We start from the raw sequence: 23,132 nt of genomic DNA on the forward strand, positions 1-23,132 counted from the left end.
AGATCGGCGACCCGATCCGCCTCATCCTCGTCCCCTGACGCCCGTCAGCAGGACGACAAGCCACCCTGGGCAGGGGTGAGTGGGTGCCGGTGCGTGAGGGAGCACCGGCGCCCACGGCTTTCCGGCAACCGTGGAGAGAAAGAACCATGCAGACGACCGACACCCCGGGCCGTACTGTGCAGCGCAAGGATGCTCACTCCAACCGCCGACGCATCCTCGCGACCGCCCGGCAGAAACTACGGGAGGACCCGGACGCGAGTCTCGACAGCATCGCTGTGGCGGCCGGCATCGCTCGACGCACCCTCTACGGACACTTCGCCAACCGCCGAGCACTGATCGCCGAGTTGACGCAGGAAGCAGCCCAGGCGCTGCAACAGGCGTTCGCCGCAACCCGTATCCCATGTACTGATCCGCTCGAGGCGATGGCGCGGATGGCCCTGGCTGCATGGGCGATCGGCGACCAGTACCGCATGCTCATCTCCTTGGGGCGCCGCCACCTGGGAGAGGAGACGATCCACGCCACCTTGGCACCGGCCCGCGAGGAAGCCATCGCGGCCATACGGGTGGGCAGCACGAAGGCGGGTTCGCGGACCATGTCCCAGCTCCTGTCCTCGCCCAGGCGTTGAGCACTGATGCTGGCTCTCGCCGCGGAGAACACCGCCTCCACCTGGGCGGACCCCACGGGTGAGGCTGCGGCGACCGCGTTCCTCGTCGCCGCCGCGGTAGCACCACAGATCGCATCGCGCCGGGTTCGAGCCTCGGCGGGCGAGCATGCCCGGCGATCCGGTCAACATCCCGCACAGCCGTTTCCGCACGGTGCACCGTACTGGTGGCCGCCCCGATCAGGACGGCCGTACCGACTCGTTGATTAGCGTCGATCGAGACGCTGCAGGCGGGAAGTGCCGTGCCACTCGGTCCCGTCCACGTCGGAAGCGCGTGCCTGCGGCACGACACTTCGGCGTCTTCACCCTCCCTGTGTCACTGTTTCGCATCTGTCCAGAAGTTTCACCCTTGTAGGAGTTCAGTCATGCCTGCCGTTCTCATCCACGGCGTACCCGACACCCACCATGTGTGGGACGGCGTCCGCGAGCACCTGACCCGCAGCGACGTGGAGGCTTGGGACCTGCCCGGTTTCGGTTCGCCACGACCCGAGGGCTTCAACTGCACCAAGGAGGAATACGTCTCCTGGCTCATCGAGCGGTTGGAGGTAATCGGCGAGCCGGTCGACCTCGTCGGCCATGACTGGGGCTGCCTCCTCACCGCCCGCGTGGCTTCCGTACGGCCGGATCTGATCCGCACGTGGGCCGGCAGCAACGGTCCGGTCAGCGCCGAGTACGACTGGCATCCGCTGGCCAAACTGTGGCAGGACCCGGTCACGGGCGACCGCTGGGCCAAGGAGTACGACGCCGCCGCGTTCGCCAAGGACCTGACCGACAACATCCAGATCCCGGCTGAGCTGGCCGAACAGACGGCCGGCCGCGTGGACGAGACCATGCGTGACAGCATTCTCAAGCTCTACCGTTCCGCATTGACGGTCGGTGCGGAGTGGGAACCGAATCTCGCGGACCTGGCCGGACCGTCCCTGGTGTTCTGGGGGACGTTCGACCCAGTCTGCCCCGTCGAGTTCGGCGAGAAGATGGCCGCGTCCGTACGCGCCACCCGTTTTCTGAGGCTGGACAGCAGCCACTGGACGCCGATCCAGAAGCCGGTTGAGGTCGCCACCGCCCTCGAGGAACACTGGAGCAGCTCCCGGGGGTGACCGGCGCGCCCCCCCGAGAGCGCCCGTGCATGCGCGTCGGGCGGCGCTGACGCCGTGCCGCCCGACGCGCGCCAACGGGGGCTTCGTTGTGGGCGGCGCTGACGTCCGGCTCACCGGCGCCTATGAAAAGGCTCACCGACAGAGAACTCGAGGATCGTGGCGGCCGTCACGAGCCCGTGGCCGATCTCGTGACAGATCCGATCAGGGATAGGGCCGTGGACATGGGCCGATGACACCGGAGGCGATCCATCTTTGCGGAGTTGCTTCAGTTCCTCGTCCTCCGCGGTGGTCAGCCGGTCGTCGCGTCCGCCTCGGCCTGGCGGACCCAGCCGCGCAGGGCCTCCTTGTGGACGCCCAGGTCCTTGGCGACGTGCGCGGCCGACGGCGAACGCGACCCCGAGATGCTGGCCAATCTGGCCCGCGGTGCCATGCGCCGCAAACACGCCGACCTGGTAGAGGCGCTGACGGGCAACTTCACCGACCACCACGGCTTCATGGTCCGCGTCCTGATCCGCGCGATCCGGGATGCCAGCGCGCGTATCGCCACGCTGGAGGAGGAGATCAAACAGCAGATCACCCCGTTTCACCGACAGGTCGAGCTGCTGATCACCATCCCCGGGATCAGCACCACCGTGGCCCACGTGATGATCGCGGAGATGGGAGCGGACATGAGCCGCTTCCCCATCGCCGTTCACCTGGCCGCCTGGGCCGGCCTGGCTCCCGGCAACCGGGAGTCCGCCGGCAAGCGCAAGCGCGCTCCTACCCGACACGGCAACGTGTGGCTGAAGGCCGGACTCGGTGTCGCCGCCCTTGCCGTCGGCCGCACCAAGAGCACCTATCTCGCCGCCCAGCACCACCGGCTGCGGCCCCGGCGCGGCGAGAAGCGCACCATCGTCGCGGTCGCGCACAGCATGCTCGTGTCCGCCTACCACATGCTCGCCAACGACGTCCCCTACCAGGACCTCGGCCCCGACTACTTCACCCGCCGCCTCGGCGAAGAACGCCACCGCCGACGCCTCCTCGCCCAACTCGGCGCCCTCGGCTACGACGTCACCCTGCCTGAAGGGGATTTTCAAGAGAGCCACTTTGGCGCGAGCCTCGAAGATCATGGCCCCAACGTCGTGCTTTACCGGGGAGGTCCACAGACTGCCCGACGCGCCGGAAGCTTACGGGGCCATGATCACTCGCGCCAAAGCAGCTCCCGGCCAAAGTCGCTACGTCGACCGCTCGGCACCGTGCACCACGAGGGACGGCGGGTCAGTCGTCACCCAGCGGCGGAGACTCGCCCTGATCAAGCCCGGCCGGCATCCACAATGCTTGTGACCTGCCGCACATGACCTTGCATGCCCATATATGTCCGTTTTAATTGATGGAACCATCAGAACCGAGGAAATGATCCTAGAGGGAGCAGCACATGGCATTCACGTTCCGCGACCCTGCGTGTACGGCTCCAGGTTGCGTGCAGGAGCCACACCTGATGCATCACCGAGCGAGGTCGTCACTCGTTCTCTCGCGCACCTTGCCGCAACCACGATCCGTGCTGACAGTCGCCTTGCTGTTCATTCTGGCGATCACACTCATCGATCTTCAGATGCCTGGCTCAGTTCATCTCGGCGACTTGCTGATCATGGTGCCTGTACTCACTTCCTGGTACGCGAGCTCCCGGGTGACCTCACTTCTCGCCATCGTGACCGTGTCGGCTTTGGTGGCCATCTTCCTGGTCCGCCAATGTGTGAACCCGCCACAGGCGGCTGCCCTCCTTGTGACCTCGGTGGCCGTCGTGATCGCCCGGTACCTGACGGAACACGGACAGCGAAAGCTGGTCCAGCTGCGCGCAGTCGCCGAGGCCGCGCAACGCGCCATACTGCCTCCCCTCCCCCACCGACTCGGCCCCCTTCGCCTGGCCTCGACGTACCTGGCGGCAGAGGACGAAGCACGCATCGGCGGAGATCTCTACGCCGCCGTGCGCACGCCCACGGGGACACGGTTGATCATCGGCGATGTTCGAGGCAAGGGCCTGCCGGCGGTCGGCACCGCTGCCCACACCATCAGCACGTTCCGCGACGCCGCCCGCCGGCTGACCACGCTGCCGGAACTCGCCGCCTACCTGGATTCAAGTGTCCGCAGCAACGCATCCGAAGCAGTGAGCCCCGAACAGACCGAAGAGGCGTTCGTCACCGCCACTCTCCTCGAAATCCCCGACGCCGAGCCCCTCGTGCGGAGCGTCACCTGCGGACACCCCCCACCGCTACTCCTACGAGCGCACGACGTCGTGACCCTGGAAGCCGGCCAACCCGCGCCCCCGCTGGGACTGGGCGCATTGGTGCAAACCACCTTTCACCTCGACACTTTCGCCCTACGCGCCGAAGACATCCTCCTCCTCTACACCGACGGTGCCATCGAAGCCCGCAACACCGACGGCGAGTTCTACCCGCTCGCCAAACGACTCACCCACCACAACCACCGCCATCCCACGGCACTCCTCAACCACCTCCGCGGCGACCTTCTCAACCACGTCGGCGGCCGACTCGACGACGACGCCGCCTTGATCGCAATCAAACGTCAACCCGCTGACGGCACAGCGCCATCGGTTGACCAATCGATCTGTGACGAGTGTGGCGTCTCGATGTCCTTCGATTGCGGTCACGCAGCACTTCTGACCTAGGGGAACGACCCAGTGCAGTACAGCAGTGAAGTACAGCAACCACCACGACCGCCACCGACCGCCAACGGTCCTTGACGACCAGTTGACCAGCCCACCTGACCTCAATGACCATCCTGCCCATAGTTCGCATCGAGGGGCGGTCCGACATTCACAGACGCCCCTATAACGCAGGGGTGCGGGAAACCGTCCTGACCAGGTTGAAGACCTCGCGGGCTGCGTATCGCTTGAGGCATCGGATGATCTCGCGTCGGGTCTTGCCTTCCTGGGTGCGGCGTTCGTAGTACGCCTGGGTGCGCGGGTCGTGGCGCAGGCGGGTGAACACGATTCGGTGCAGGGCGGCGTTGGCCTTGCGGTCGCCGCCGTAGTTGAGCCGGCGCGTGCTCCGCCGGCCCGACGAATACTCGACTGGGCTGACTCCGCAAAGGGCAGCAAAGGATGCTTCGGTGTTCAGCCGCTCGGGGTTGTCCCCCATGGTGATCAGCAGGGTGACGGCACTGTCCGGGCCGATGCCCACCGGTTCGAGTAGTTGTGGGGCGTGGTGTTCGATGAGCCGGGTCAGTCGCTGGTTCAGCTCATTGATCTGTCCGGTGAGCTGCTCGATGCGTCCGGCAAGCATGCGTAATGTCATGTGGGTGGCCTGGGCCACCGCGTCCTCGTCTCCCCCACCGTCGGGTGGGCTGAGGGTCGCGCAGGTGCGGAACAGCTCGGCATTGCCCAGGCTGGACAGCCGTTCCCGCAGGACGGGATCGGCGATCACTAGGACGGCCTTGAGCTGGTTGATCGCCTGGGTGCGGGCCTTGACCGCGGAGTCCTTGGCGAGTTTGTAGATCCGGGCGCTGTGCACCGGACCGCCGCCGGATTTCGCCCGGGCCCGGGCGCGACCGCTGAGCACGGCTCGCGCGGCGGCCTGCGCGTCGAGCGGGCCGACTTCCCCAGCAGCCGGCGGGCCGAGCGGTCGGGCCGGTTCACTTCGAACACCTGGATCTGCTGGGCCAGCAGGTAGCGGGACAGGGCCGCGCCGAAGGTGCCGGTGCCCTCCACACCGGCCCGGCGCACTTTCCCCAGCTTGCGGGCCCAGGTGAGCAGCCGACGGTAGCCGGCCGCCGTGGCCGGAAAGGACTCGGTGCCCAGGACCTTCCCCAGCGGGGAGACCACGGCGGCAACATGAACCTCGCCGTGCGTGTCCACGCCCAGGACGACCTCGCCCGGAGCGGGAGGATCCGTGCTGGAGGAGGTGCTGCGTTGTTCGGTTCTCATGGTGGTTCGCCTCCCGCGTGGTGGCGTGCTGGATGGATGGCACCGGCCTGCTCGGGCGGTCTGAACCGTGATGGCGCCTGATCGTCGGCAAGGCCCCTATGGGGACACGCCCTGTGGCTCGGTACCAGCAGGCACCATCCCGCAACGACAGTCGACACGCCTGTGACTGGACACTTCGGTCATAGATCTCATGAGTCAGACCCCCGTCCGGGACGGCACTGTGCAACCGTCCCACCGGCCCCGGCACACCGGCACGAACCGATCACAGCCCCATGGCTTCGAACGAATCGGCGCTCAACCTGGCCTGGACGGGCCGACAATGATTTGACTCTTCGTCCGCTCGTGACCGGCGTCGACGGACAGCCGTGTGGCCCGCCTTACCGGCTGTCCGTCGTCGACCATGGCGTGAACAGACTCGGACCCTCTTGTGGTAGGCCGCTGGCCACAACTCCTGTACCTGCCGCGCGAGGTCCTCACCGGCTCCCCCAGCTCCTCCACGTCGACTTCTGCCAAAGGCCGGACAGAGATGGTCTCCGCGGTTACGCCGGCCATGGAATCGGCCGGATGGTCCGCACCTGGCGCCCCATTGCGGCGCTGGGCCCATGTGGTCCCAGGTGATGGAGCAGTTCGTGGCCGAGGTGACGTCGGCGATCGAAGCCGAGCGGCGCCGTGGCGCCGCTCCCGAGGGGATTCCCGCCCGCGATCTCGCCACCTCGCTGAACTGGATGGTCGAACGCGCCCTGTTCAGCACCTTCAGCGGACAGACAGGCCGTTGACGAGGAACGCCTGCTGGACAGGCTCGTGTCGGTCTTCATGGGGGCGATCTACCGGCGTTCCGGCGGCTGAGTCGGCTCACTGGCTATGGCACAAAGGCCGGCTCCGGGAATCCGACGGGCTCCCTCTCGCTCAGCTCGGCCCAGACCGTCTTGCCGTGCCGCGCGTGGCGTGTCCCCCAGTGCGCGGCGAGCTGGGCGACCAGCAGCAGGCCGCGTCCGCCCTCCTCGAAGGCGCGGGCCCGGCGCAGATGGGGGGTGGTGCTGCCGGCGTCCGACACCTCGCACAGCAGGGCACGGTCGCGAATGAGGCGCAGCCGGATGGGGGGCCTGCCGTAGCGGATGGCGTTGGTGACCAGTTCGCTGACCACCAGTTCGGTGGTGAATTCGAGGTCTTCGAGTCCCCAGGCGGTCAGCTGCCGGGTGACGTTCGAACGGGCGCCGGCGACGGCTGCCGGATCGGCGTCCAGCTCCCAGGCGGCGACCTGGCCGTCCCCGAGGGCGCGGGTACGGGCCAGCAGCAGGGCGACGTCGTCATGGGACCGGTCGGCGGGCAGAAGGGCCTGGAGCACGGTGTCGCAGGCGGCCTCCAGGGAGGCGTAGGGCCGGCCGAGAGCATGGCGCAGCAGTACGAGGCCCGACTCGACATCATGGTCGCGGGCTTCGATCAGACCGTCGGTGTAGAGCGCAAGCAGGCTGCCTTCGGGCAGGTCGACCTCCGCCGCCTCGAACGGCAGACCGCCCAGGCCCAGCGGCGGGCCGGGCGGCAGATCGAGGAGGTCCACCTTTCCCTCGCGGGTCACCACAGCGGGCAGCACATGCCCCGCGCGGGCCAGTGAACAGCGGCCGGCGACGGGGTCGTAGACGGCATACAGGCAGGTGGCACCGAAGTCCCCGGCCGTCTCCGGGTGTGGGTCCGAGTCCGGACCCGGGTCAGGATCGGCCGAGGCTTCCGCGGACAGACGGATGACGACGTCGTCCAGGTGCGTCAGCAATTCGTCGGGCGGCAGGTCGAAGTCGGCGAGGGTACGGACCGCGGTGCGCAGCCGCCCCATCGTGGCGGCGGCATGGATGCCGTGGCCGACCACATCGCCCACCACCAGCGCGACCCGGGCACCGGACAGGGGAATCACGTCGTACCAGTCGCCGCCCACGCCGACCTGGGCACCCGAGGGCAGGTAGCGGCAGGCGACCTCGACCGCGGACTGCTCCGCCGTGCGCTGGGGAAGCAGGCTGCGCTGCAGCGTCAGGGCCGTGGCGCGGGCGTGCGTGTAACGGCGGGCGTTGTCGACAGCCAGCGCTGCCCTGGCCGCGATCTCCTGCGCGAGGAGGAGATCCTCGTCGTCGAAGGGCTCGGGGTTGCGGTGACGGGAGAACTGCGCGACGCCGAGGGTGTTGCCGCGGGCGCTCAGCGGCACCACCAGTGTGGAGCGGATCCGGTGGGCGCCGTTGGCTCCGGTCGGGCCCGGCGGTGCCGTGTGCCGCGAGGGCTGCCCGCTGGTCAGGGCACGAGCCGTGGGCGAACCGTCGGGGCAGGTGTGGAGCTGCCGCAACCGGATCGTCGGCTCCGGGCCGTTGTCCGCCCCCGACGCCTCGGCAACCCGGAGCAGCACGGGGGGATCCGCCGACGAAGCGTCGTCCCCATGGATGGCCGTGTCCAGCAGGTCGACGGTGGCGCGGTCGGCGAAGTGGTCGATGGCGAGGTCCGCCAGTTCCTGAGTGGTGCGGGCGATGTCCAGCGTGGTCCCGATGCGCAGCCCGGCCTCGTTCACCAGGGACAGCCGCCATCGCAGTCGGCGGTCCCGTTCCTCCTGGAAGGCCAATACGCCCTGCTCCGATGTGCGGTCGACGTACCCGGTGGCCATCGCGAGCATGCGGCGCGATGCCGCGCCGGCCAGCTCCAGGTCGTTCGTCAGCCGGGGCAGCTCCGCGAGCATTCTGTCGAGGACGATGCCCTCCCCGAGCCGGTGCGCCCGCAGCATCGCGGTGACGGGTCTGCCGTGCCGGGCCAGCCGACGCGCACGCTCCACGTCGGCCGGCGGCGGCTCGATGTCACTCGGCTCGATGCCCAGCTCCAGGCCGGCCAGCACGCCGACGACGTGGTCGGCGATGTTCTCGGCAGTCATACGCGCGAGGTCCGGGTCGTCCCAGAGCTCGGGAACCTCACTGCACAGGCACCGCTTCACTTCGGCGATGAGCTCATCCGCCTTCGAGGCGAGCTCATGCGCGGCACGGGACATGAGAGCGTCGGCCGTGAGGTCCACACAGACGACGTTACGCCGAACCGGAGGCCCGCGACCGCTGACGGGCCTCCGGGAGGCGGCACACATCCCGGCCCGTCAACCGGCGGCCATCGCCACCCCGGCGTATGCCACCGCTGCCAGGGCCAGCACGCTGGCGGGCAGGGCACGCGCGGGCGGATCGCCGTGGCGCAGGTGTACCACCGCCGCTGCGGCCATCAGCAGCGCCAGCCCCGCCGCGGCAGCCACACCGATCGGGGACGAGGCCGGTCCGAGCAGCAGGCCGACGGCTCCGGCCACCTCCAGGTCCCGACGATGCGGTAGAGCCCGGTCGTCATGCCCAGGTGCACCGCCGCCCGGCGCATGAACGGCACCGCAGCGATCTTCGCCAGATCCAGCGGGACGAAGACCAGGGCCAGGGCGACGGCGAGGGTGATGTGTGCCGTGATCATGCCGACCGGTCCCGGCGTTCGGCTCCCAGTCGAGCGTAGTGGTCGATCAGCTCGGGGGTATCGACGGCGGCGGGGTTGACGACCTGCTCGACCGGAGCCCCCTGGAGGAGGCGCTTGAGGGGGACTTCGAGTTTCTTGCCCGTGCGGGTGTGTGGGATGCCCGGGACTTCGAGGATCTCGTCGGGGACATGGCGGGGGGAGGCCCCGGTGCGGATCGCGTCCTTGATCTTCTCGCGGAGGGCGTCGTCCAGAGCCACCCCGGGGGCCGGGACCACGAACAGCGGCATCCAGTAGCCGCCGTCGGGTTCTTCCGCGCCGATGACCAGGGCCTCGGTGATCTCGGGGAGGCGTTCAACGACGTCGTGGATGTCGGCGCTGCCCAGCCGTATGCCGTTGCGGTTCAGGGTGCTGTCCGAGCGGCCGTGGACGATCACCGAGCCGTGACCGGTGACCGTGATCCAGTCGCCGTGCCGCCAGACGCCGGGGTAGGAGGAGAAGTAGGCGTCGCGGTAGCGGGTGCCGTCGGGGTCGTTCCAGAAGTACAGCGGCATCGACGGCATGGGCCGGGTGACCACCAGCTCGCCGACCTGGTCGGTGACTGGGGCGCCCTCGGTGTCGTACGCGGACAGCGCCACGCCGAGGTGGGGTGCGGACAACTCGCCGGCCCAGACGGGCGTGTTGGGTGCGCTCCCGGCGAAGCCGGACACCACGTCGGTGCCGCCGCTGATGGAGGCGAGCAGGGCGTGGTCGCCGACGTGATCGCGGACCCACGGGTAGGCGGAGGCCGGCAGGGTCGAGCCGGTGCAGCCGACCACGCGGATCGACGACAGGTCGTGCGCGGACGGGTCGATGCCGTACTTGGCCATGCCCAGCAGGTACTGGGGACTGGTGCCGAAGACGGCCACCCGGTGGCGTGCGGCCAGCTCCCACAGGACGTCGAGCCTGGCGAAGGGCGCCGGGCTGCCGTCGTAGGTACAGGTCGTGGCACCGGTCAGCAGGGTGGAGGCGAGCAGGTTCCACATCATCCAGTGGGTGGTGGTGTACCACAGGAGGCGGTCGCCGGGGCCGAGGTCGGAGTGCAGGGCGAGGGTCTTGAGGTGCTCCAGCAGGACGCCGCCGTGGCCGTGGACGATGCCCTTGGGCAGGCCGGTGGTGCCGGAGGAGAACACGACCCACAGGGGGTGGTCGAACGGCACCGGCGCGAAGGTGAGTTCCTCGGTTCGAGTGGAGGCGTCCTCCCAGGGGATCACGAGTGAAGGGTGGTTCTGCGACGGCCACGGCAGGCCCACATGGTCCACCAGCAGCGTCGCCTTCAACGTCGGCAGGGCGCGAGCGAGTTCGAGGGCGGCCTCGCGGCGGTTGTGGGTGGTGCCGTTGAAGAGGTAGCCGTCGGCGGTGATCAGAACAGTGGGTTCGAGCTGGGCGAACCGGTCGGCGGCGGCCTTGGGCGCATAGTCCTGCCCGCACACCGACCACACAGCCCCGAGACTCGCGGTGGCCAGGAACGCGACGATCGCGTGCGGGGTGTTGGGCAGGTAGCCGACCACCCGGTCGCCCTGGCCCACCCCCAGGTCGCGCAGGGTCGCGGCCACCGAGGCGACCTGGGCGCGCAGCCGCTGTCCGGTGACCTCGTACGCGGCGCCGGTCTCGTCCAGGGCCAGGATCGCCACGCCGTCGTCCGGCACATGGCGCAGGGCGTGGTGGGCGTAGTTGAGAGTGGCGCCGGGGAACCATCGGGCGCCCGGCATGGTCTCCTCGGCCAGGACCCGCTCGTACGGCGTGTCCGCGTCGATGTCGAAGTACTCCCACACCGCTCCCCAGAAGCCCTCCAGGTCGGTGACCGACCAGCGGTGCAGGGCGGCGTAGTCGGAGCCGTCGACCCCGGCGTGACGGGCGAAGTCCGCGATGCGGCTGGCGGCCGTGTCCTTCGGGTCGGGGGTGAAGAACGGTTCCGGGTACGGCGTGTTCATCGCGTCGTGCTCCTCAACAGGCTTTTCTCGACGGTCCGTGGGGAAGGGTGGGGGCTGCGTGTGGTGTGCAGCAGGGACGCCCAGGCGGCGGCGTCCGTGAAGTCGCGGCCGCCGGCCGGGACGACGTCCATGACGACGCGGTCGGGGCGCAGCAGTACGGCGTCCGCCCGGCCGGCGTGCAGCCAGGCAGCGAGCGTGCCGTCGTCGCGCAAGTCGGCCGCGGGAATCGCTCTCACGCCGAGCCCGTGGGCGAGCGCGGTCAGCGAGGGCCACGGGTCGGTGGCGGTCAGGACGGTGAAGGAGTCACCGAGCACCTCGTCGAGACGGGCGCGCCGACCGTCGGCGTTCACCCAGGGCTGCGGGCAGTGGGTGCCCGCAAGACCCCGGCGGGCACGACGCCGTACCAGAGGTCCTGCGGTCAGGGGCGGGCTGAGGTCGCGGCCGGCCAGTTCGGCCAGGCCGGGGATGCGGCAGGCGGCGGCCAGGAGGTTGCGGCGCAGTGCGGCGGTGCCGTCCTGGCCGCCGGTCATGGCCCAGCCCATGGCGACCGCGAGCCGGATCACATGCCGTGCGTGCGGCTTGCGCTCGCTCTCGTACGTGTCCAGCAGCCTTTCGTCCGCCCCCTGTCGGAGGACACGGGCGAGCTTCCACGTGAGGTTGTAGGCGTCCCGCAGGCCCGAGCACAGCCCCTGCCCGATGAACGGCGGGGTGAGGTGGGCGGCGTCGCCGAGGAGGAAGACGCGTCCCTTGTGCCACCGGTCGGCGACGCGTGCCCGGAAGGTGTACTGCGTCTTGCGGACGACCTCGAAGTCCCCGTCGTACGACGGCGGCACCCAGGGGGCGACCAGCTCGCGGACCGGCGCGTCCCCGTCCCGCAGGCGGAACTCCCAGCGGTAGCGGTCCTCGCCGACGCGCATGAACGTCGCCGGCCGCTCCGGGTCGCAGACCTGGTCGACCCCCTCCCAGCAGCGGACGTCGGCGTTCGTCCGGACGTCAATGACCGTCCAGTGTTCCTCGAAGCGCAGGTCCTCCCAGACGGCGCCGATGGCGTCGCGGGTGATGCTGTTGGCGCCGTCGCAGCCGAGGACCGCCTGCGCCCACACGAGATGCTCGCCGTCGTCGTCGCGGTAGGTCACGCGCACGGGACCCCCGGTGTCGGGGCCGACGGCGGTGACCTCCGCGCCGCCCCGCAGTTCGCACTCCGGGCGCCGGGCCAGGGCGTCGCGCAGCAGGCGCTCCAGCTCGGGCTGGTCGAACATGCTGGTCTGCGGGTAGCCGTGATGGCCGTGTCGGGAGCGCCGGAACTCGGCCATCACCCGGTGCCGGGCGTCCAGCAGCCGCAGGCCCTTGGCGGGACGGGAGATGGCGGCGAACTCCTGTTCCACGCCGGCGGCCTGGAGGATCCTGCACACCTCGTCGTCGGTAGCGACGGCGCGTGGCAGCGGGTAGATGTCCCGGTGGCGTTCCAGGACGACGCTGCGGACTCCCCGCCGGGCGAGGAGGAGGGCGGCGGTCACGCCCACCGGCCCCGCGCCGATGATCACGACGGGTGCGTGCTGTTCGGAGTGCGGGGGTGGGGGCTGGTCGGCGGTCATGTGCGGCTCACCTCGGGTCCTACTTCGCGTCCGTGACGGGCGTGCGCTGCTCGCCGAGGTCAATGCGGCCGTCCGGGGTCGAGATCGTCGCCGTGATCACGTCACCCGTGCGCAGGTAGTGCGGGTTGCGGGCCTGGCTCTTGAAGAACGCCTTCCATTTCGCGGCGGGCGGCAGCAGGGAACCGATCTTCTCCACCGCCTTGGGCGGAGCCTTGAGGGCCGTGCCGCCGGGGGTACCGGTGAGCAGCAGGTCGCCGGGTTCCAGGGTCTGGAAGCGGGCCAACAGGGTCAGGGCCTGCGCCGGGCGGACGATCATGTCGGCGAGGGTGCGGTCCTGGCGCAGCTCGCCGTTGACGGACAACTTCAGCCGCAGGTCGAGGAGATGGGCGAAGTCCTCCGGCTCCAGCAGGGTCAGGTACGGGCCGGTCGGGGTGAAGGTCGGGTAGGACTTGCTCTCGTAGAACTGTGTCTTGGTGAGCTGTACGTCACGGGCGCTGACGTCATTGGTGATCACCAGGCCGGCGACGTACGACGGCAGGTCCCGCTCCTCGACCACGGTACCGACGGGCAGCGGCGCCCCCATGACCAGGCCCAGCTCGACCTCGTAGTCGAGGAACTTCACATGCGGCGGCCGGACGATGCTCTCCTGTGGTCCGCTGACCGAGCCGGACGCCTTGCGGAAGAAGGCGGGCGGGATGTCACCCGTGAAGCCCGAATCACGCGCGTGACTGCGGTAGTTGACCATCTGGGCGACCACCCGGCAGGGGGTGGTGACCGGCGAGAGGGCGGCCAGCTCGGCGACGGGCGTGCCCGCGTCGTCCGAGAGAGCCGCCTCGCTTACGGCTGCTCGGTCGGCGATCAGTTCGGCGGTGGTCGCGGCTTTGGTGTCGACGGGTACGGCGCGGTGGCCGCGGACGGCCCACCAGCCGTCGACGGTGCGCAGGACGTTGGTGCTCATGGCATTGCCTTCTTGTGAGGGGGATCAGGAGTTCGCGGCCTTCAGCAGGCCGAACAGGCGCGCGCGGTCCATCTCGTTGTCGCCGCGCAGGGCCTCGATCACGTCGCGGACCCGCTGCGGGGAGGGGCTCGCGCCGAGGAAGTCGCGGGTGGCCGGTGGGCCCCACTGGGCGAGCCCGCTCGTGGACATCGGCGCCCAGCCGGGTTCGACGTCGCAGGAGAACAGGTCGCCGTCGGCGAAGTGCTCCAGCATGAAGTGGTCGGGGTCGCGCCAGTAGTCGAAGAGCTGGCTGCCCTGGATGTGCCGACCGATACCCCAACTCCGCTTGTAGCCACGCTCGCCCAGGTACTCGCCGCCGGCCGCGATCGAGTCCAGGTCGGTCACCTGGTAGGCGGAGTGGACATAGCCGATGCCCGGCCCCAGATGCATGGCGAGGGTGTGGTGGTCGGCCGGCACGCTGCCCAGATCACAGCGGATGAACGCCATCGTCGGACCCCGGTCGCGCTGGCCGTCCAGGAAGAGGAAGTCGGACACGATCATGCCCAGGGTGTCCAGGTACCAGTCCAGGGCCCGGGCGAACACCCGGGTCTCCAGGACGACGTGGCCGAGGCGCTGGATGCGGGACGGCTCGCGCGGCGGCCGCTGGGTGGCGTTCGTACGGCGGTGTTCCGTTCCGAAGTTGAGCAGCAGCGGCCGCTGCTCGGGCAGCGCCGGCAACTCCTCGCCGCAGTGCACCACCCGCACCGGGAAGCCTGAGGGGTCGAGCAGGTCGACCGCCTTGCCGCCGCCGGGCACGTCGGCGTCCTGCACGGACGTGCCGGTGGCGCGGGCCAGCCGGTCGAGGTCGGCTCGCTCGGCGGCACGGAACGCCGGGCCGATGAAACGGGACGTACGGCCGCGGCGGATCACCATGCAGGGCGAGCCCGCGAAGGTGCCGCGCAGCCACAGCTCCCGCTCGGTGCGTGCGGCGATCTGGAAGCCGAAGTCGCGGGCGAAGATCTCGGCCCGGTCGAGGTCGGGCTTCTCGAACTCCAGCCAGGCCAGGTCGGCGACCTTGATCAGCGGGTTCCGGGACCTGCCCGGATGCTCGCCGCGCAGGGCGCCCTGTTCGCTGTGGAGGTCCTGGTGGGCCGTCTTGACGTCAGCCCCATGGACCCGGGTTTCAGACATGGTGCCCTCCGAGCAACATTGCCGTAATGAGAAAATCATCAACTGTGATAGTCCTGACGTCAAGGCGTACCAGGCAGGAAATGATGAATTCATCAGGACTGCGATCGCGATCGCCCTGCCGATAGAATCTGCGCATGCCTACGTCAGCCCCGCCCAGCAACCGATTCGAGCGACGCCGCGCCGAGACCCGTCGCGCGCTCGTCCGCGCGGCCCGGCAGATCCTCGCCGAGACCGGGGACACGAGCGCCAGCATCCAGGCGATCGCCGAACGCGCCGACGTCGGATTCGGCTCCTTCTACAACCACTTCGAGTCGAAGACCGAGCTGTTCGAGGCGGCCGTGGTGGACGTTCTGGAGGAGTTCGGCCAGACCTTCGACGAGCACTTGGCGGGGATCGACGACCCGGCCGAGCTGCTGGCGGCGGGTTTCCGGCTCAGTGCGCGGATGGCCGAATCCCACCCGGAACTGATGCAGGTCCTGCGCCGCCACGGCCTCGGTCACATCCACTCGGACAACGGCCTGTCGCCCCGGGCCCTGCGCGACCTCCAGGTCGGCATGGCCTCCGGCCGCTTCACCGCCGTCGAGCCGACGGTCGCCCTGTCGGCACTGGGCGGAACGCTGCTGTCCCTGGTGGAGCTGCGGTTCGCCCGCCCCGACCTGGACGGCGACGAGGCCGCGGTCAACCTCGCCGAGTTGGTCCTGCGCATGCTGGGTCTCCCGGCGGACGACGCGCACGAGGTCGCCCGGCGACCCCTCCCCGACCTCGCCTGACACTTCACGCGACTGACGACGAACTCGGGCGGAAAGTAACGGACCTGCCGGTGAAGCGGGCATCCATCCCGCTCTTCGTGGGGGTCACCGAACGCAGGCGCAGGCCCTCGGGGACGTTCTGGAGCGGGATGGGCTTCGACAGGGCCTTGTCGAGCAGCGCATTGGCCGGAGGGATCAGTTCGCCTTGCGTGACACGGATGTCCGAGAAGGCGATGCGGTTGCCGCTGGCCGCCGAGACGGCCGCGCTCACGGTCACGTCCCCGGCGAGCGGCAGACCGGCCGTCGCGTCGACCCGTCCTGGCTTGTCGCCCTGTGAGATCTGCACGCCGAGGGCGCTCGACAGGTCGTCGTACGACAGGAAGGCGGTCGCCTCGACGCTGCGCGCATGAGCCTTCTTGGCGTTTCCTGAGGTCTTGAGCCCGTCCAGGCCGACGGTCAGCTTCGTCACCGGCAGCGGCCGGGTCGCCCCCCGGGCCGGTATGTCGTTCGCTGTGATGTCGACGTGCCGCAGGCTGCCCTGGGCCAGCTGAGTCAGCACGGGAAAGCCGCCGACGTGCACCGAAGGCCGGTCGGGCGCGCCCATACCCTCCTGGAACGCCTCGGCCGTACGGCCCTCCGCATGGGCTGCGGCGACGCGGTCGGCCACGACGGCGCCGACCAGCAGCGCCGCCAGGGACGCGGCGATGATGATCCTGCGCCGCCTTCTGGGAGGGGGCGGGCTGGCGTATACGGCGGCGTCGCCGTAGTACGACTCGCCGACGAACTCGCCATCTGGCTGCGACTGGTACATGTTGCCCTCTCCATCTCTGTGATGTGCTCGGGAACCTCTTGGGACAGGTGTCCCGGGACCTAGGTGCCGACCGGCTCCGGCCGGCCGAGGCTTCGGACGCGGGTGACGGCGAGGTCGCCGTCCACACCCATGGCGATCAGTGCGGCAGCCGCCGTGTGCGTGCCGTCGTCGCTCCAGGTGCCGGCGTTGACGCACTCCAGGAGCCCGAGCAGATGGCCCTCCAGTGCCCGGCTCAGCGGCCCGGCGGGAACGCTGGTCTGGAAGACCCCCTGCCGCTGCCCTCGGGCGATGATCGCCGCCGCCGTCTCGCGCGCGGGGGCCAGGACCTCGGTGACCCGCTCGGCCCCGAGGTCGTGTGGGGCCAGGCGGAGGAGCATGCGGTACCGGTCGCCGACGGGCCATACGGCGAGGACGAAGCGTGCCAGCGCCGTGACCGCGTCCGCGTCCGGAACTCCCGGATCCGCGAGCGCCTGCCGCAGTGCCTGCGCGGCGTCCTCCACCAGACCGTCCACGAGCGCGGCCCGGCCGTTGAAGTGGCCGTAGACCGTACGGCGCACCACCCCCGCGGCTTCGGCGATGTCACCGAGGCTGCTGTCGGGGTCCCGGCCGAGTTGCTGCCTGGCCGCTTCGAGGATGCGGGCCCGGGTGAGGCGGGTGCGGCTGCGTCCCGGGGCGTCTGTCACAGGTGCGCTGGTCATGCCGGAACCTCCGGTCGACGGTGGGAGGGCTCCTCGATAGTTGCACATCGACGGGCAATAAACTAGCCTGCACATCGATGGGCAATTAACTGCTCGGTGCTTCGCAGGCTCATGGCCGCGTCCGCACCACTCACACCGATCCGCGAATCCCGAAGCCTCCGCTTCCCCTCCTGCCGAGGAGCTTTCGATGCCGCTCTTTGCCAACACACCCGCCGAGAAGATGGCCGGGCCCTATCCCCGGCGCTGGTGGGCCCTGCTGGTGCTCTGCCTGAGCCTGCTGATCGTCGTCATGGCGAACACCTCGCTGATCGTGGCGGCGCCGGACATGACGAAGGACCTGGGCCTGTCCAGCAGTGACCTGCAGTGGGTCATCGACGGCTACACCGTCCCGTACGCCGCGCTGATGCTGGTGCTGGGTGCGATCGGCGACAAGTACAGCCGCCGCGGCGCCCTGGTCCTGGGTCTGCTGATCTTCGCGGGCGGCTCGGTGATGGGCAGCCAGGTCCACCACACGGACCTGGTCATCACAGCACGGGCGATCATGGGCGTGGGCGCCGCCGTCGTCATGCCGGCCACGCTGTCCCTGCTCGTCGCGATCTTCCCGAGGGCCGAGCGGGCCAAGGCCATTACCGCCTGGTCCGCCACCTCCGGGCTCGCGATCGCCGCGGGCCCGCTCGCCGCGGGCTGGCTGCTGCAGCACCACGCCTGGGGCTCCACTTTCCTGATGAACGTCCCCATCGCCGTCCTCGGCATCGTCGGCGCGCTGCTGCTCGTGCCGCCGTCCAGGGCCGAGGGCATGGGCCGCATCGACTACGTCGGTGGTCTGCTGTCGATCGTCTCCATCGGCTCCTTGGTGTACGCGACCATCGAGGGCCCGCACTTCGGCTGGGGCACCGGCCCGATCACCGCGGCCGTGGTCGCCGGCGTGGGCCTGCTGGCCTTCGTCGCCTGGGAGCTGCGCCACCCGAACCCGATGCTGAACGTGCGCAAGTTCACCGAGCGCCCGTTCTCCGGCTCGATGATGGCGGTGCTGTTCTTCTTCTTCGGCACCTTCGGGTCGATCTACTACTCCACCCAGTTCCTGCAGTTCGTCCTCGGCTACGACGCACTGGAGACCGGCGTACGACTGCTGCCGCTGGCCGGAGCGGTGTTCGTCGGCGCCGCGGTGACCGCGAGGCTGACGCCGAAGCTGGGTGTGAAGGCTGTCGTGGGCGTCGGCATGGTGCTCGGGACTGCGGGCGTCATCCTGCTCACTCGCATCGAGGCGGGGTCGACGTACACCGACTTCCTGCCGTCCCTGCTCGTGCTGGGCTTCGCGATCGGCCTGAGCCTGTCCCCGGCCACCGACACCATCATGGCTTCCTTCCCCGAGTCGGAACTGGGCGTCGGCGGCGGCGCCAACGACACCGCACTGGAACTCGGCTGCTCCCTCGGCATCGCGATCCTCGGCTCGCTCCTCGCCACGACCTACAAGCACAAGCTGACCGACCTGGTCGGCGGCCACCTCCCGGCCGCCGCGATGGACACCGCCAAGGACTCGGTCGGCGGCGGCCTCGCGGTCGCCGAACAGGTCGCCAAGAATCCCCAGGGCGGACCCCAGCAGGCCCAGACCCTGGTCGCGGCGGTACACGAGTCCTTCGCCCACGCCATCGCCCACACCAGCCTCATCGGCGGCATCATCATGGCCGTCGGAGCCGTGATCGTCATCGCGGTCCTGCCCGGCCGGGGGCACACCGGCAAGCACCGTCAGCAGGACACGCCGGTGCCGGCGCAGGAAACCGAGTCCGTGGGCGCCGCCTGAGCCCCACGAGGTAGCGGGCCGGACACCTGTTCCGGCCCTCACCACCCCAGGACGGACCGTGCCTGAGCGGCGCACGGTCCCGGACGGTGCCGGGAGGGGACGCCCGGCACCGTCCCCTTTTGCTGTCCGCGCCAGGGAGCCGACCACCGGACGCGCCCATGCTGCGCAGCAGCCCGGAGGACGACAGCCAAGAGCCCTCGACCGCACTCGTCGGTCGAGGACTCGGTGTTGACCGGCGCGAACGAGGTCCTACTGACCACCGGTCGTCGAGGCCGGCGTGGTGGGCAGCGCCTTCACGCCGGGGTCTGTCCTGACCACTGCCTCAACGGGGCGCACCGGGGCTCAGCCGTCGGCAACATGCTCCGCCGCTGCCGTGGCAGCCGCGTCGTCGACCACGGTGAGCGCCTGCTCCTCCGGGACGCCGGCCGCGATGAGCGTGGCGACGGCCACTCGGGTGCCGTCGTCCTCGAACGTGCCGGTGTTGACCTCTTCCAGCAGGGCGACCGTCATCGCCTCCAGACCGGCGCTGAGCACGGCGGGCGGCAGATGGGAGTGGAAGACGCCGTCGCGCTGGCCCTGCTCCAGGATGCCGGTGACCCTGACACGGGCGGGCTTGAGGATCTCGTCGACACGTTCCACGCCAAGATCCCGACGGGCCAGCGCCAGGAGCATCCGGTAGCGGTCACCCACGGGCCACATCGACAGGGTGAAGTGCGCGAGCGCCCGGTCCGCCGGCTCCGCCACCGGCGCTTCGACCGCCACGGCTGTCTGCAGAGCCTCGGCGGCCTCCTCGGCCAGCGCCTCGAGGAGCGCCGCCCGCCCGGGAAAGTGCCCGAACAGAGTGCGCCGGACGACACCAGAGGCGCGAGCCAGCTCCTCCAGGGTGATGTCGGGGTTGCGTCCGAGTTCCTGACGTGCGGTGGCCAGGATGCGCGCCCGGTTGGACCGCGCGTTGCGTCGCTGTGGCACGCGGCCGACGGACTGGGACACGGAAGAACCTCGCTGCAGGCGGGCGGAAGAACAGGCGCCTTCATTCTGACACGCGAGCTTCGGCCCGATCCGTGGCCGCATCCACGGATCGGGCGGTCCTGATCAGGCGGGGAGTTCCTTGATGTCGGACGGCTCCTGCGGCTCGATCCCGTTGAAGCGGTGGCGGAAGTCGCTGGAGGCGGGGTAGGCGGCCCGGCGCGAGCGCATGATGGAACCCAGCGGGCGGTGGGCCTCCAGGGCGTGCCAGGGGCTGAACGAGAGGACGTCGTCGGCGTACCGGCGGCGGGCGTCGCTGTAGGCGTCCTGGGCGGGGAGGTGCAGCACCGCCACGACCTCGTGCGGTGACAGTTCCTCGGGCCACAAGACGGAGGCGTCCTCCACAGGCATGCGCTCGATGTCCGTGCAGAGCTGGGCGCGGATGTCGTACTCGGCGCTGTTGTGGGCGAAGAAGTCGACGACGAGGTCGCGCAGCGCCGATCCGCCTGCCTTCTTCTCGACGGGGCGGCCCGTGAGGGCCTTCACGTTCGCCGAGCGCGGGGCGGCTGACACCTTGGCGACGTGGTCGCCGTAGCGCAGGGCGGCCATGGAGTAGAAGGTCTCGCCGAGGATGTGGTGGTTGGCGGCGGCCAGAGTCTCGACGGCCGGTGGGAGTGGGCGTCCGACGCGGGTGAGGGCCTTGGCGGCGGCTCGGGCGGCCAGGCCGGTGAGCTGAAGCTGCTGATCGCTCTGGCGGGGCTGTTTTTCCAGCAGGTCCTGGAGTTTGGCGTACTCGGCGATATGGCCGAAGGGCAGGGTGGGGTGGTTGACCAGCAGGAAGTCCTGGGTGGTGAAGCCGTCGTCGAGGGCGCGGGGCCCGGGTACGCCGATCACCTTGATCGCGATGCCACGTTGGACGGCTACCTGGTCGGAGCGCAGGTCGCCGGGGGCGGAGGAGAAGCGGACGATCACCGGGTAGGTGGCCGGTTCCGCGAAGAGGCCCTGGGCGAGGTGGGCGGGAAGGTTCGGCTGGATGCGCAGTTCGCCGGCGAGGACGCCGTGGCTCTTGGCGTGGGCGTCGCGCATGCCGTGCCGGTGTTTGTCGGCGACCTGCTGGTTGGCCTTGCCCATGGCCTCGACAACCTGGCGGACGAGTTCCTGCTCGTTCGGGAAGGGCTGTTCGAGGTCGGGCCGGTAGCGGACGTACGAGGTCATTGATGCCTCCGCGCGGGGTGGGGGTCAGATGGTGCTCAGCCAGCGGATGGCGGACAGGCTGGGCATGAAGAAGTACTCGCCGCCGAGCAGGGTGTTGAAGGACTGGATGTTCTGCACCCGGCGGGGCGGGGTGCCGGGCACGGTGAAGTAGGCACCCTTGTCCTGGAGCGAGATCATCGGGTCCTTCTCCTTGCCCAGGCCCATGAAGTTGCCGGAGCCGACCCACTCGCTCTGCAGGAACTCGACGTTGTCGATCGCACGAGCGCCGAGGGCGATGAAGTCCAGGCCGCGCGGCTTGCCGTCGTCCTTGAGGCGGTCCGGGGGCAGCGGGGTGCCGTAGGAGGTGCCGCGCCGGATGATCCGGCGGATGTTGACGTCGGTGAGGACCGTCAGCTTCGTGTCGCGCGGGTTCATGCGGCGGATGTGGGAGCCAAGGGGGGTGCACAGCCCACGCGGGTCGGCGGCGTAGTCGAAGTCGTTGATCCGGTTCGGGTCCTCACCGATCGCGGGGTTGTCGCGCTCCGGGGCCAGGGCGAGTGGTGCGCCGCTGCGCCAGCGGCCGACGAGTTTGGCGGCCAGCAGTTCGCGTTCTGCCTCGGTGCGGGCGTTGTCGTGCAGCCACTTGTTGAAGGCGGCTACATGGGAGTGGTACTTGCGGAAGACGACGTACGTGCCGTTGCGGCCGAGGACGTCCGGAGCCGGTACGGGCAGCGCGTGGCCGGTCTCGCTCGGGTAGCCGAGCACGAACTCGCCTGCCTTGATCGGTCGGCCGTCGCCCGGCAGGGGTTCGGCGCCGCTGCCCTCGACCACCGGCTGGCTGAAGCCGTCCCGGTAGCCGAACACATTGAAGCCGTCGGCCGCGAAGTCCTGGTGCGACAGCAGCCGCACGCCGGGGACATCCCGCAACTCCTTCTCATAGGCGGCGACTTCGGCACGCCAGTCGCCCTCACTCGCGGCGTAGACCGTGACGGCGACGTGCACGCGCGGCGTGCCGAAGGGAAACTCCCAGTTCGCCGGCGCGTTCACGCCGGTGTCACGCAGCCGTTCGGCACGGGCGGCCATGCCGGCACGGAAGTTGGCAGGAAAGGAGGCCAGCGACTCCTGCGGCACGCCCAGGGCGACCAGTCCCTGGTAGCTGAGGGAGACGGCCAGCCAGGACGGCCGCGGTTCGTCCCAGCGCGCCGCCGAGGTCACCCTCGGGGCCAGCCGACGCAGCAGTTCCTTGCCCGCCGATGGTTCGGTGATCTCCAGGATCGCGTGGGTGCCGAAGTAGGGTTCGGGCCGGGCACGCAGCAGGGTTGCCTGGATATCGTCGAGATCCAGCGTGGGCGGGCGACGCAGGCGTCGGAAGACGGACATGGTGGGCCTGCCCTCAGTTGAGGTCGGACAGGAACCGCTGTACGGCGGACTCCTGCCGCTTGAGGCGGGCGCCTTCCGCGACAGTGAGGCCCGGGTGGGCGACGAACCACGCCTCCGCCGGGATCTGGTACTTCACGATGAAGTCCTTCACATCGGGCGAGGTGATGCCGGGCCAGCCCTCGACGTTGCTGAACAGGTAGTCCATGAAGTCGGGGATCTTGGTGGCGAAGTCGTCGATGTAGGGGTCCCACTCGCCGTCGAATGCGGTTGCGAACAGCAGCTTGGTGTCGTTGTCCAGGAACACGAACCGCATGTTGTGCAGCGTGCCGACCTGACCGGCGCCCGCCAGGTTCCCGCCGACCAGCTTGAAGAACTTCCGCAGCCGCTCGGCACCGTTCGGCTTCAGCGGCAGGATCGTCGTGAGCTCCGACACCTCACCGCTCTTGGCGCCGATCCGGCCGGCGGTGGTGACGGCATGCTCGGCCACTTCCTCCTTGTCAGCCAGTATCTCGGCGACCTTCAGCTTGAGCGCGATCTTCGCGTCCGCCAACGTCGCGTCGACCTTCTCACGTACGGCGTCGGGCAGCGTCTGGAACTTCGCGTGCAGGTCCTTCTCGCTCATGGCACCTCTCCTCGGGGTGGGGGCGCCCGCCCTGTCGGCGACGCCGTTGATCAAAGCTGCATAACTGATTAC

23 protein-coding genes are annotated in these 23,132 nt (G+C 69.7%); 7 read left to right on the forward strand and 16 right to left on the reverse strand.

The window, feature by feature from the left end; all coding sequences use genetic code 11:
• Positions 1-146: 146 nt before the first annotated feature.
• Both SRB17_RS42665 and SRB17_RS42670 read left to right on the forward strand, forming a co-directional pair.
• Positions 147-626 (forward strand): TetR/AcrR family transcriptional regulator, encoded by a 480-nt coding sequence (locus SRB17_RS42665; RefSeq protein WP_228396633.1) that lies wholly within the window; start codon positions 147-149, stop codon positions 624-626.
• A gap of 401 nt (positions 627-1,027) precedes the next feature.
• On the forward strand, positions 1,028-1,759 hold the full coding sequence (locus tag SRB17_RS42670; RefSeq protein WP_153547242.1) for an alpha/beta fold hydrolase: 732 nt from the start codon (positions 1,028-1,030) through the stop codon (positions 1,757-1,759).
• A gap of 289 nt (positions 1,760-2,048) precedes the next feature.
• Here the strand turns inward: SRB17_RS42670 and SRB17_RS47835 are convergent, their stop codons facing one another.
• Positions 2,049-2,171, reverse strand: a complete 123-nt coding sequence (locus tag SRB17_RS47835) for a transposase (protein WP_194294335.1) — start codon at positions 2,169-2,171, stop codon at positions 2,049-2,051.
• On the opposite strand from SRB17_RS47835, the gene SRB17_RS42680 reads away from it, so the two are divergent.
• Together SRB17_RS42680 and SRB17_RS42685 are read left to right on the forward strand one after the other, a co-directional pair.
• The gene (locus SRB17_RS42680; protein ID WP_153547246.1) at positions 2,161-3,096 is read left to right on the forward strand and encodes a transposase; all 936 of its coding nucleotides are present in this window, start codon (positions 2,161-2,163) and stop codon (positions 3,094-3,096) included. The two genes, SRB17_RS47835 and SRB17_RS42680, sit on opposite strands and share 11 nt — an antisense overlap.
• Before the next feature lie 200 nt (positions 3,097-3,296).
• Positions 3,297-4,424 carry a PP2C family protein-serine/threonine phosphatase gene (locus SRB17_RS42685; protein ID WP_194294336.1) on the forward strand — a complete coding sequence of 376 codons (1,128 nt, stop codon included), beginning with the start codon at positions 3,297-3,299 and terminating at the stop codon, positions 4,422-4,424.
• 160 nt (positions 4,425-4,584) lie between these two features.
• Here SRB17_RS42685 and SRB17_RS48340 read toward each other — a convergent pair whose 3' ends face one another.
• Together SRB17_RS48340 and SRB17_RS48345 are read right to left on the reverse strand one after the other, a co-directional pair.
• Entirely contained in the window at positions 4,585-5,268 is a 684-nt protein-coding gene (locus SRB17_RS48340; RefSeq protein ID WP_323377530.1) for a transposase, read from the reverse strand.
• Positions 5,181-5,681 (reverse strand): IS110 family transposase, encoded by a 501-nt coding sequence (locus SRB17_RS48345; RefSeq protein ID WP_323377531.1) that lies wholly within the window; start codon positions 5,679-5,681, stop codon positions 5,181-5,183. The genes SRB17_RS48340 and SRB17_RS48345 overlap by 88 nt, the downstream gene beginning before the upstream one ends.
• A gap of 602 nt (positions 5,682-6,283) precedes the next feature.
• Between SRB17_RS48345 and SRB17_RS42695 the strand changes: the two genes are divergently transcribed.
• The gene (locus SRB17_RS42695) at positions 6,284-6,457 is read left to right on the forward strand and encodes a hypothetical protein (RefSeq protein ID WP_323377532.1); all 174 of its coding nucleotides are present in this window, start codon (positions 6,284-6,286) and stop codon (positions 6,455-6,457) included.
• Between the two features lie 83 nt (positions 6,458-6,540).
• Here SRB17_RS42695 and SRB17_RS42700 read toward each other — a convergent pair whose 3' ends face one another.
• The 7 genes from SRB17_RS42700 to SRB17_RS42725 all read right to left on the reverse strand — a co-directional run bounded on the left by SRB17_RS42700 (position 6,541) and on the right by SRB17_RS42725 (position 14,839).
• Positions 6,541-8,694 (reverse strand): ATP-binding SpoIIE family protein phosphatase, encoded by a 2,154-nt coding sequence (locus tag SRB17_RS42700; RefSeq protein WP_153547306.1) that lies wholly within the window; start codon positions 8,692-8,694, stop codon positions 6,541-6,543.
• A gap of 99 nt (positions 8,695-8,793) precedes the next feature.
• Positions 8,794-8,994 (reverse strand): DoxX family protein, encoded by a 201-nt coding sequence (locus SRB17_RS47200; protein ID WP_323377533.1) that lies wholly within the window; start codon positions 8,992-8,994, stop codon positions 8,794-8,796.
• Entirely contained in the window at positions 8,913-9,146 is a 234-nt protein-coding gene (locus SRB17_RS42705) for a hypothetical protein (RefSeq protein ID WP_228396634.1), read from the reverse strand. Before SRB17_RS42705 ends, SRB17_RS47200 begins: the two co-directional genes overlap by 82 nt.
• Positions 9,143-11,116 carry an acetoacetate--CoA ligase gene (locus SRB17_RS42710; protein WP_153547252.1) on the reverse strand — a complete coding sequence of 658 codons (1,974 nt, stop codon included), beginning with the start codon at positions 11,114-11,116 and terminating at the stop codon, positions 9,143-9,145. The genes SRB17_RS42705 and SRB17_RS42710 overlap by 4 nt, the downstream gene beginning before the upstream one ends.
• Entirely contained in the window at positions 11,113-12,711 is a 1,599-nt protein-coding gene (locus tag SRB17_RS42715; protein WP_153547254.1) for a bifunctional 3-(3-hydroxy-phenyl)propionate/3-hydroxycinnamic acid hydroxylase, read from the reverse strand. Before SRB17_RS42715 ends, SRB17_RS42710 begins: the two co-directional genes overlap by 4 nt.
• A 19-nt stretch (positions 12,712-12,730) precedes the next feature.
• The gene (locus SRB17_RS42720; RefSeq protein WP_153547256.1) at positions 12,731-13,669 is read right to left on the reverse strand and encodes a fumarylacetoacetate hydrolase family protein; all 939 of its coding nucleotides are present in this window, start codon (positions 13,667-13,669) and stop codon (positions 12,731-12,733) included.
• Positions 13,670-13,693: 24 nt separating this feature from the next.
• Positions 13,694-14,839, reverse strand: a complete 1,146-nt coding sequence (locus SRB17_RS42725) for a VOC family protein (RefSeq protein WP_153547258.1) — start codon at positions 14,837-14,839, stop codon at positions 13,694-13,696.
• A 134-nt stretch (positions 14,840-14,973) separates the two neighbouring features.
• On the opposite strand from SRB17_RS42725, the gene SRB17_RS42730 reads away from it, so the two are divergent.
• Positions 14,974-15,609, forward strand: a complete 636-nt coding sequence (locus SRB17_RS42730) for a TetR/AcrR family transcriptional regulator (RefSeq protein ID WP_153547260.1) — start codon at positions 14,974-14,976, stop codon at positions 15,607-15,609.
• A gap of 4 nt (positions 15,610-15,613) precedes the next feature.
• On the opposite strand, the gene SRB17_RS42735 is transcribed toward SRB17_RS42730, so the two are convergent.
• Positions 15,614-16,399, reverse strand: coding sequence for a DUF2993 domain-containing protein (locus SRB17_RS42735; RefSeq protein ID WP_153547262.1), 786 nt, complete (start codon positions 16,397-16,399; stop codon positions 15,614-15,616).
• A gap of 59 nt (positions 16,400-16,458) precedes the next feature.
• The gene (locus SRB17_RS42740; protein ID WP_153547264.1) at positions 16,459-17,097 is read right to left on the reverse strand and encodes a TetR/AcrR family transcriptional regulator; all 639 of its coding nucleotides are present in this window, start codon (positions 17,095-17,097) and stop codon (positions 16,459-16,461) included.
• A 187-nt stretch (positions 17,098-17,284) separates the two neighbouring features.
• Here SRB17_RS42740 and SRB17_RS42745 point away from each other — a divergent pair, with 187 nt between their 5' ends.
• Complete coding sequence (locus SRB17_RS42745; RefSeq protein WP_153547266.1) at positions 17,285-18,898, forward strand: MFS transporter; 1,614 nt, start codon at positions 17,285-17,287, stop codon at positions 18,896-18,898.
• A 342-nt stretch (positions 18,899-19,240) separates the two neighbouring features.
• Here the strand turns inward: SRB17_RS42745 and SRB17_RS42750 are convergent, their stop codons facing one another.
• From SRB17_RS42750 to SRB17_RS42765, 4 genes are all read right to left on the reverse strand, one after another.
• Positions 19,241-19,888, reverse strand: a complete 648-nt coding sequence (locus SRB17_RS42750) for a TetR/AcrR family transcriptional regulator (protein WP_323377534.1) — start codon at positions 19,886-19,888, stop codon at positions 19,241-19,243.
• A gap of 102 nt (positions 19,889-19,990) precedes the next feature.
• A complete protein-coding gene (locus tag SRB17_RS42755; RefSeq protein WP_153547270.1) occupies positions 19,991-21,079 on the reverse strand; it encodes a catalase family protein in 1,089 nt (362 codons plus the stop codon).
• A 24-nt stretch (positions 21,080-21,103) separates the two neighbouring features.
• Entirely contained in the window at positions 21,104-22,438 is a 1,335-nt protein-coding gene (locus SRB17_RS42760; protein WP_153547272.1) for a Dyp-type peroxidase, read from the reverse strand.
• A gap of 13 nt (positions 22,439-22,451) precedes the next feature.
• Entirely contained in the window at positions 22,452-23,060 is a 609-nt protein-coding gene (locus SRB17_RS42765) for a hypothetical protein (RefSeq protein WP_153547274.1), read from the reverse strand.
• Between the last annotated feature and the right edge of the window lie 72 nt (positions 23,061-23,132).

The sequence above is a fragment of the Streptomyces sp. RB17 genome, from assembly GCF_009604455.1.
GTDB lineage: Bacteria > Actinomycetota > Actinomycetes > Streptomycetales > Streptomycetaceae > Streptomyces.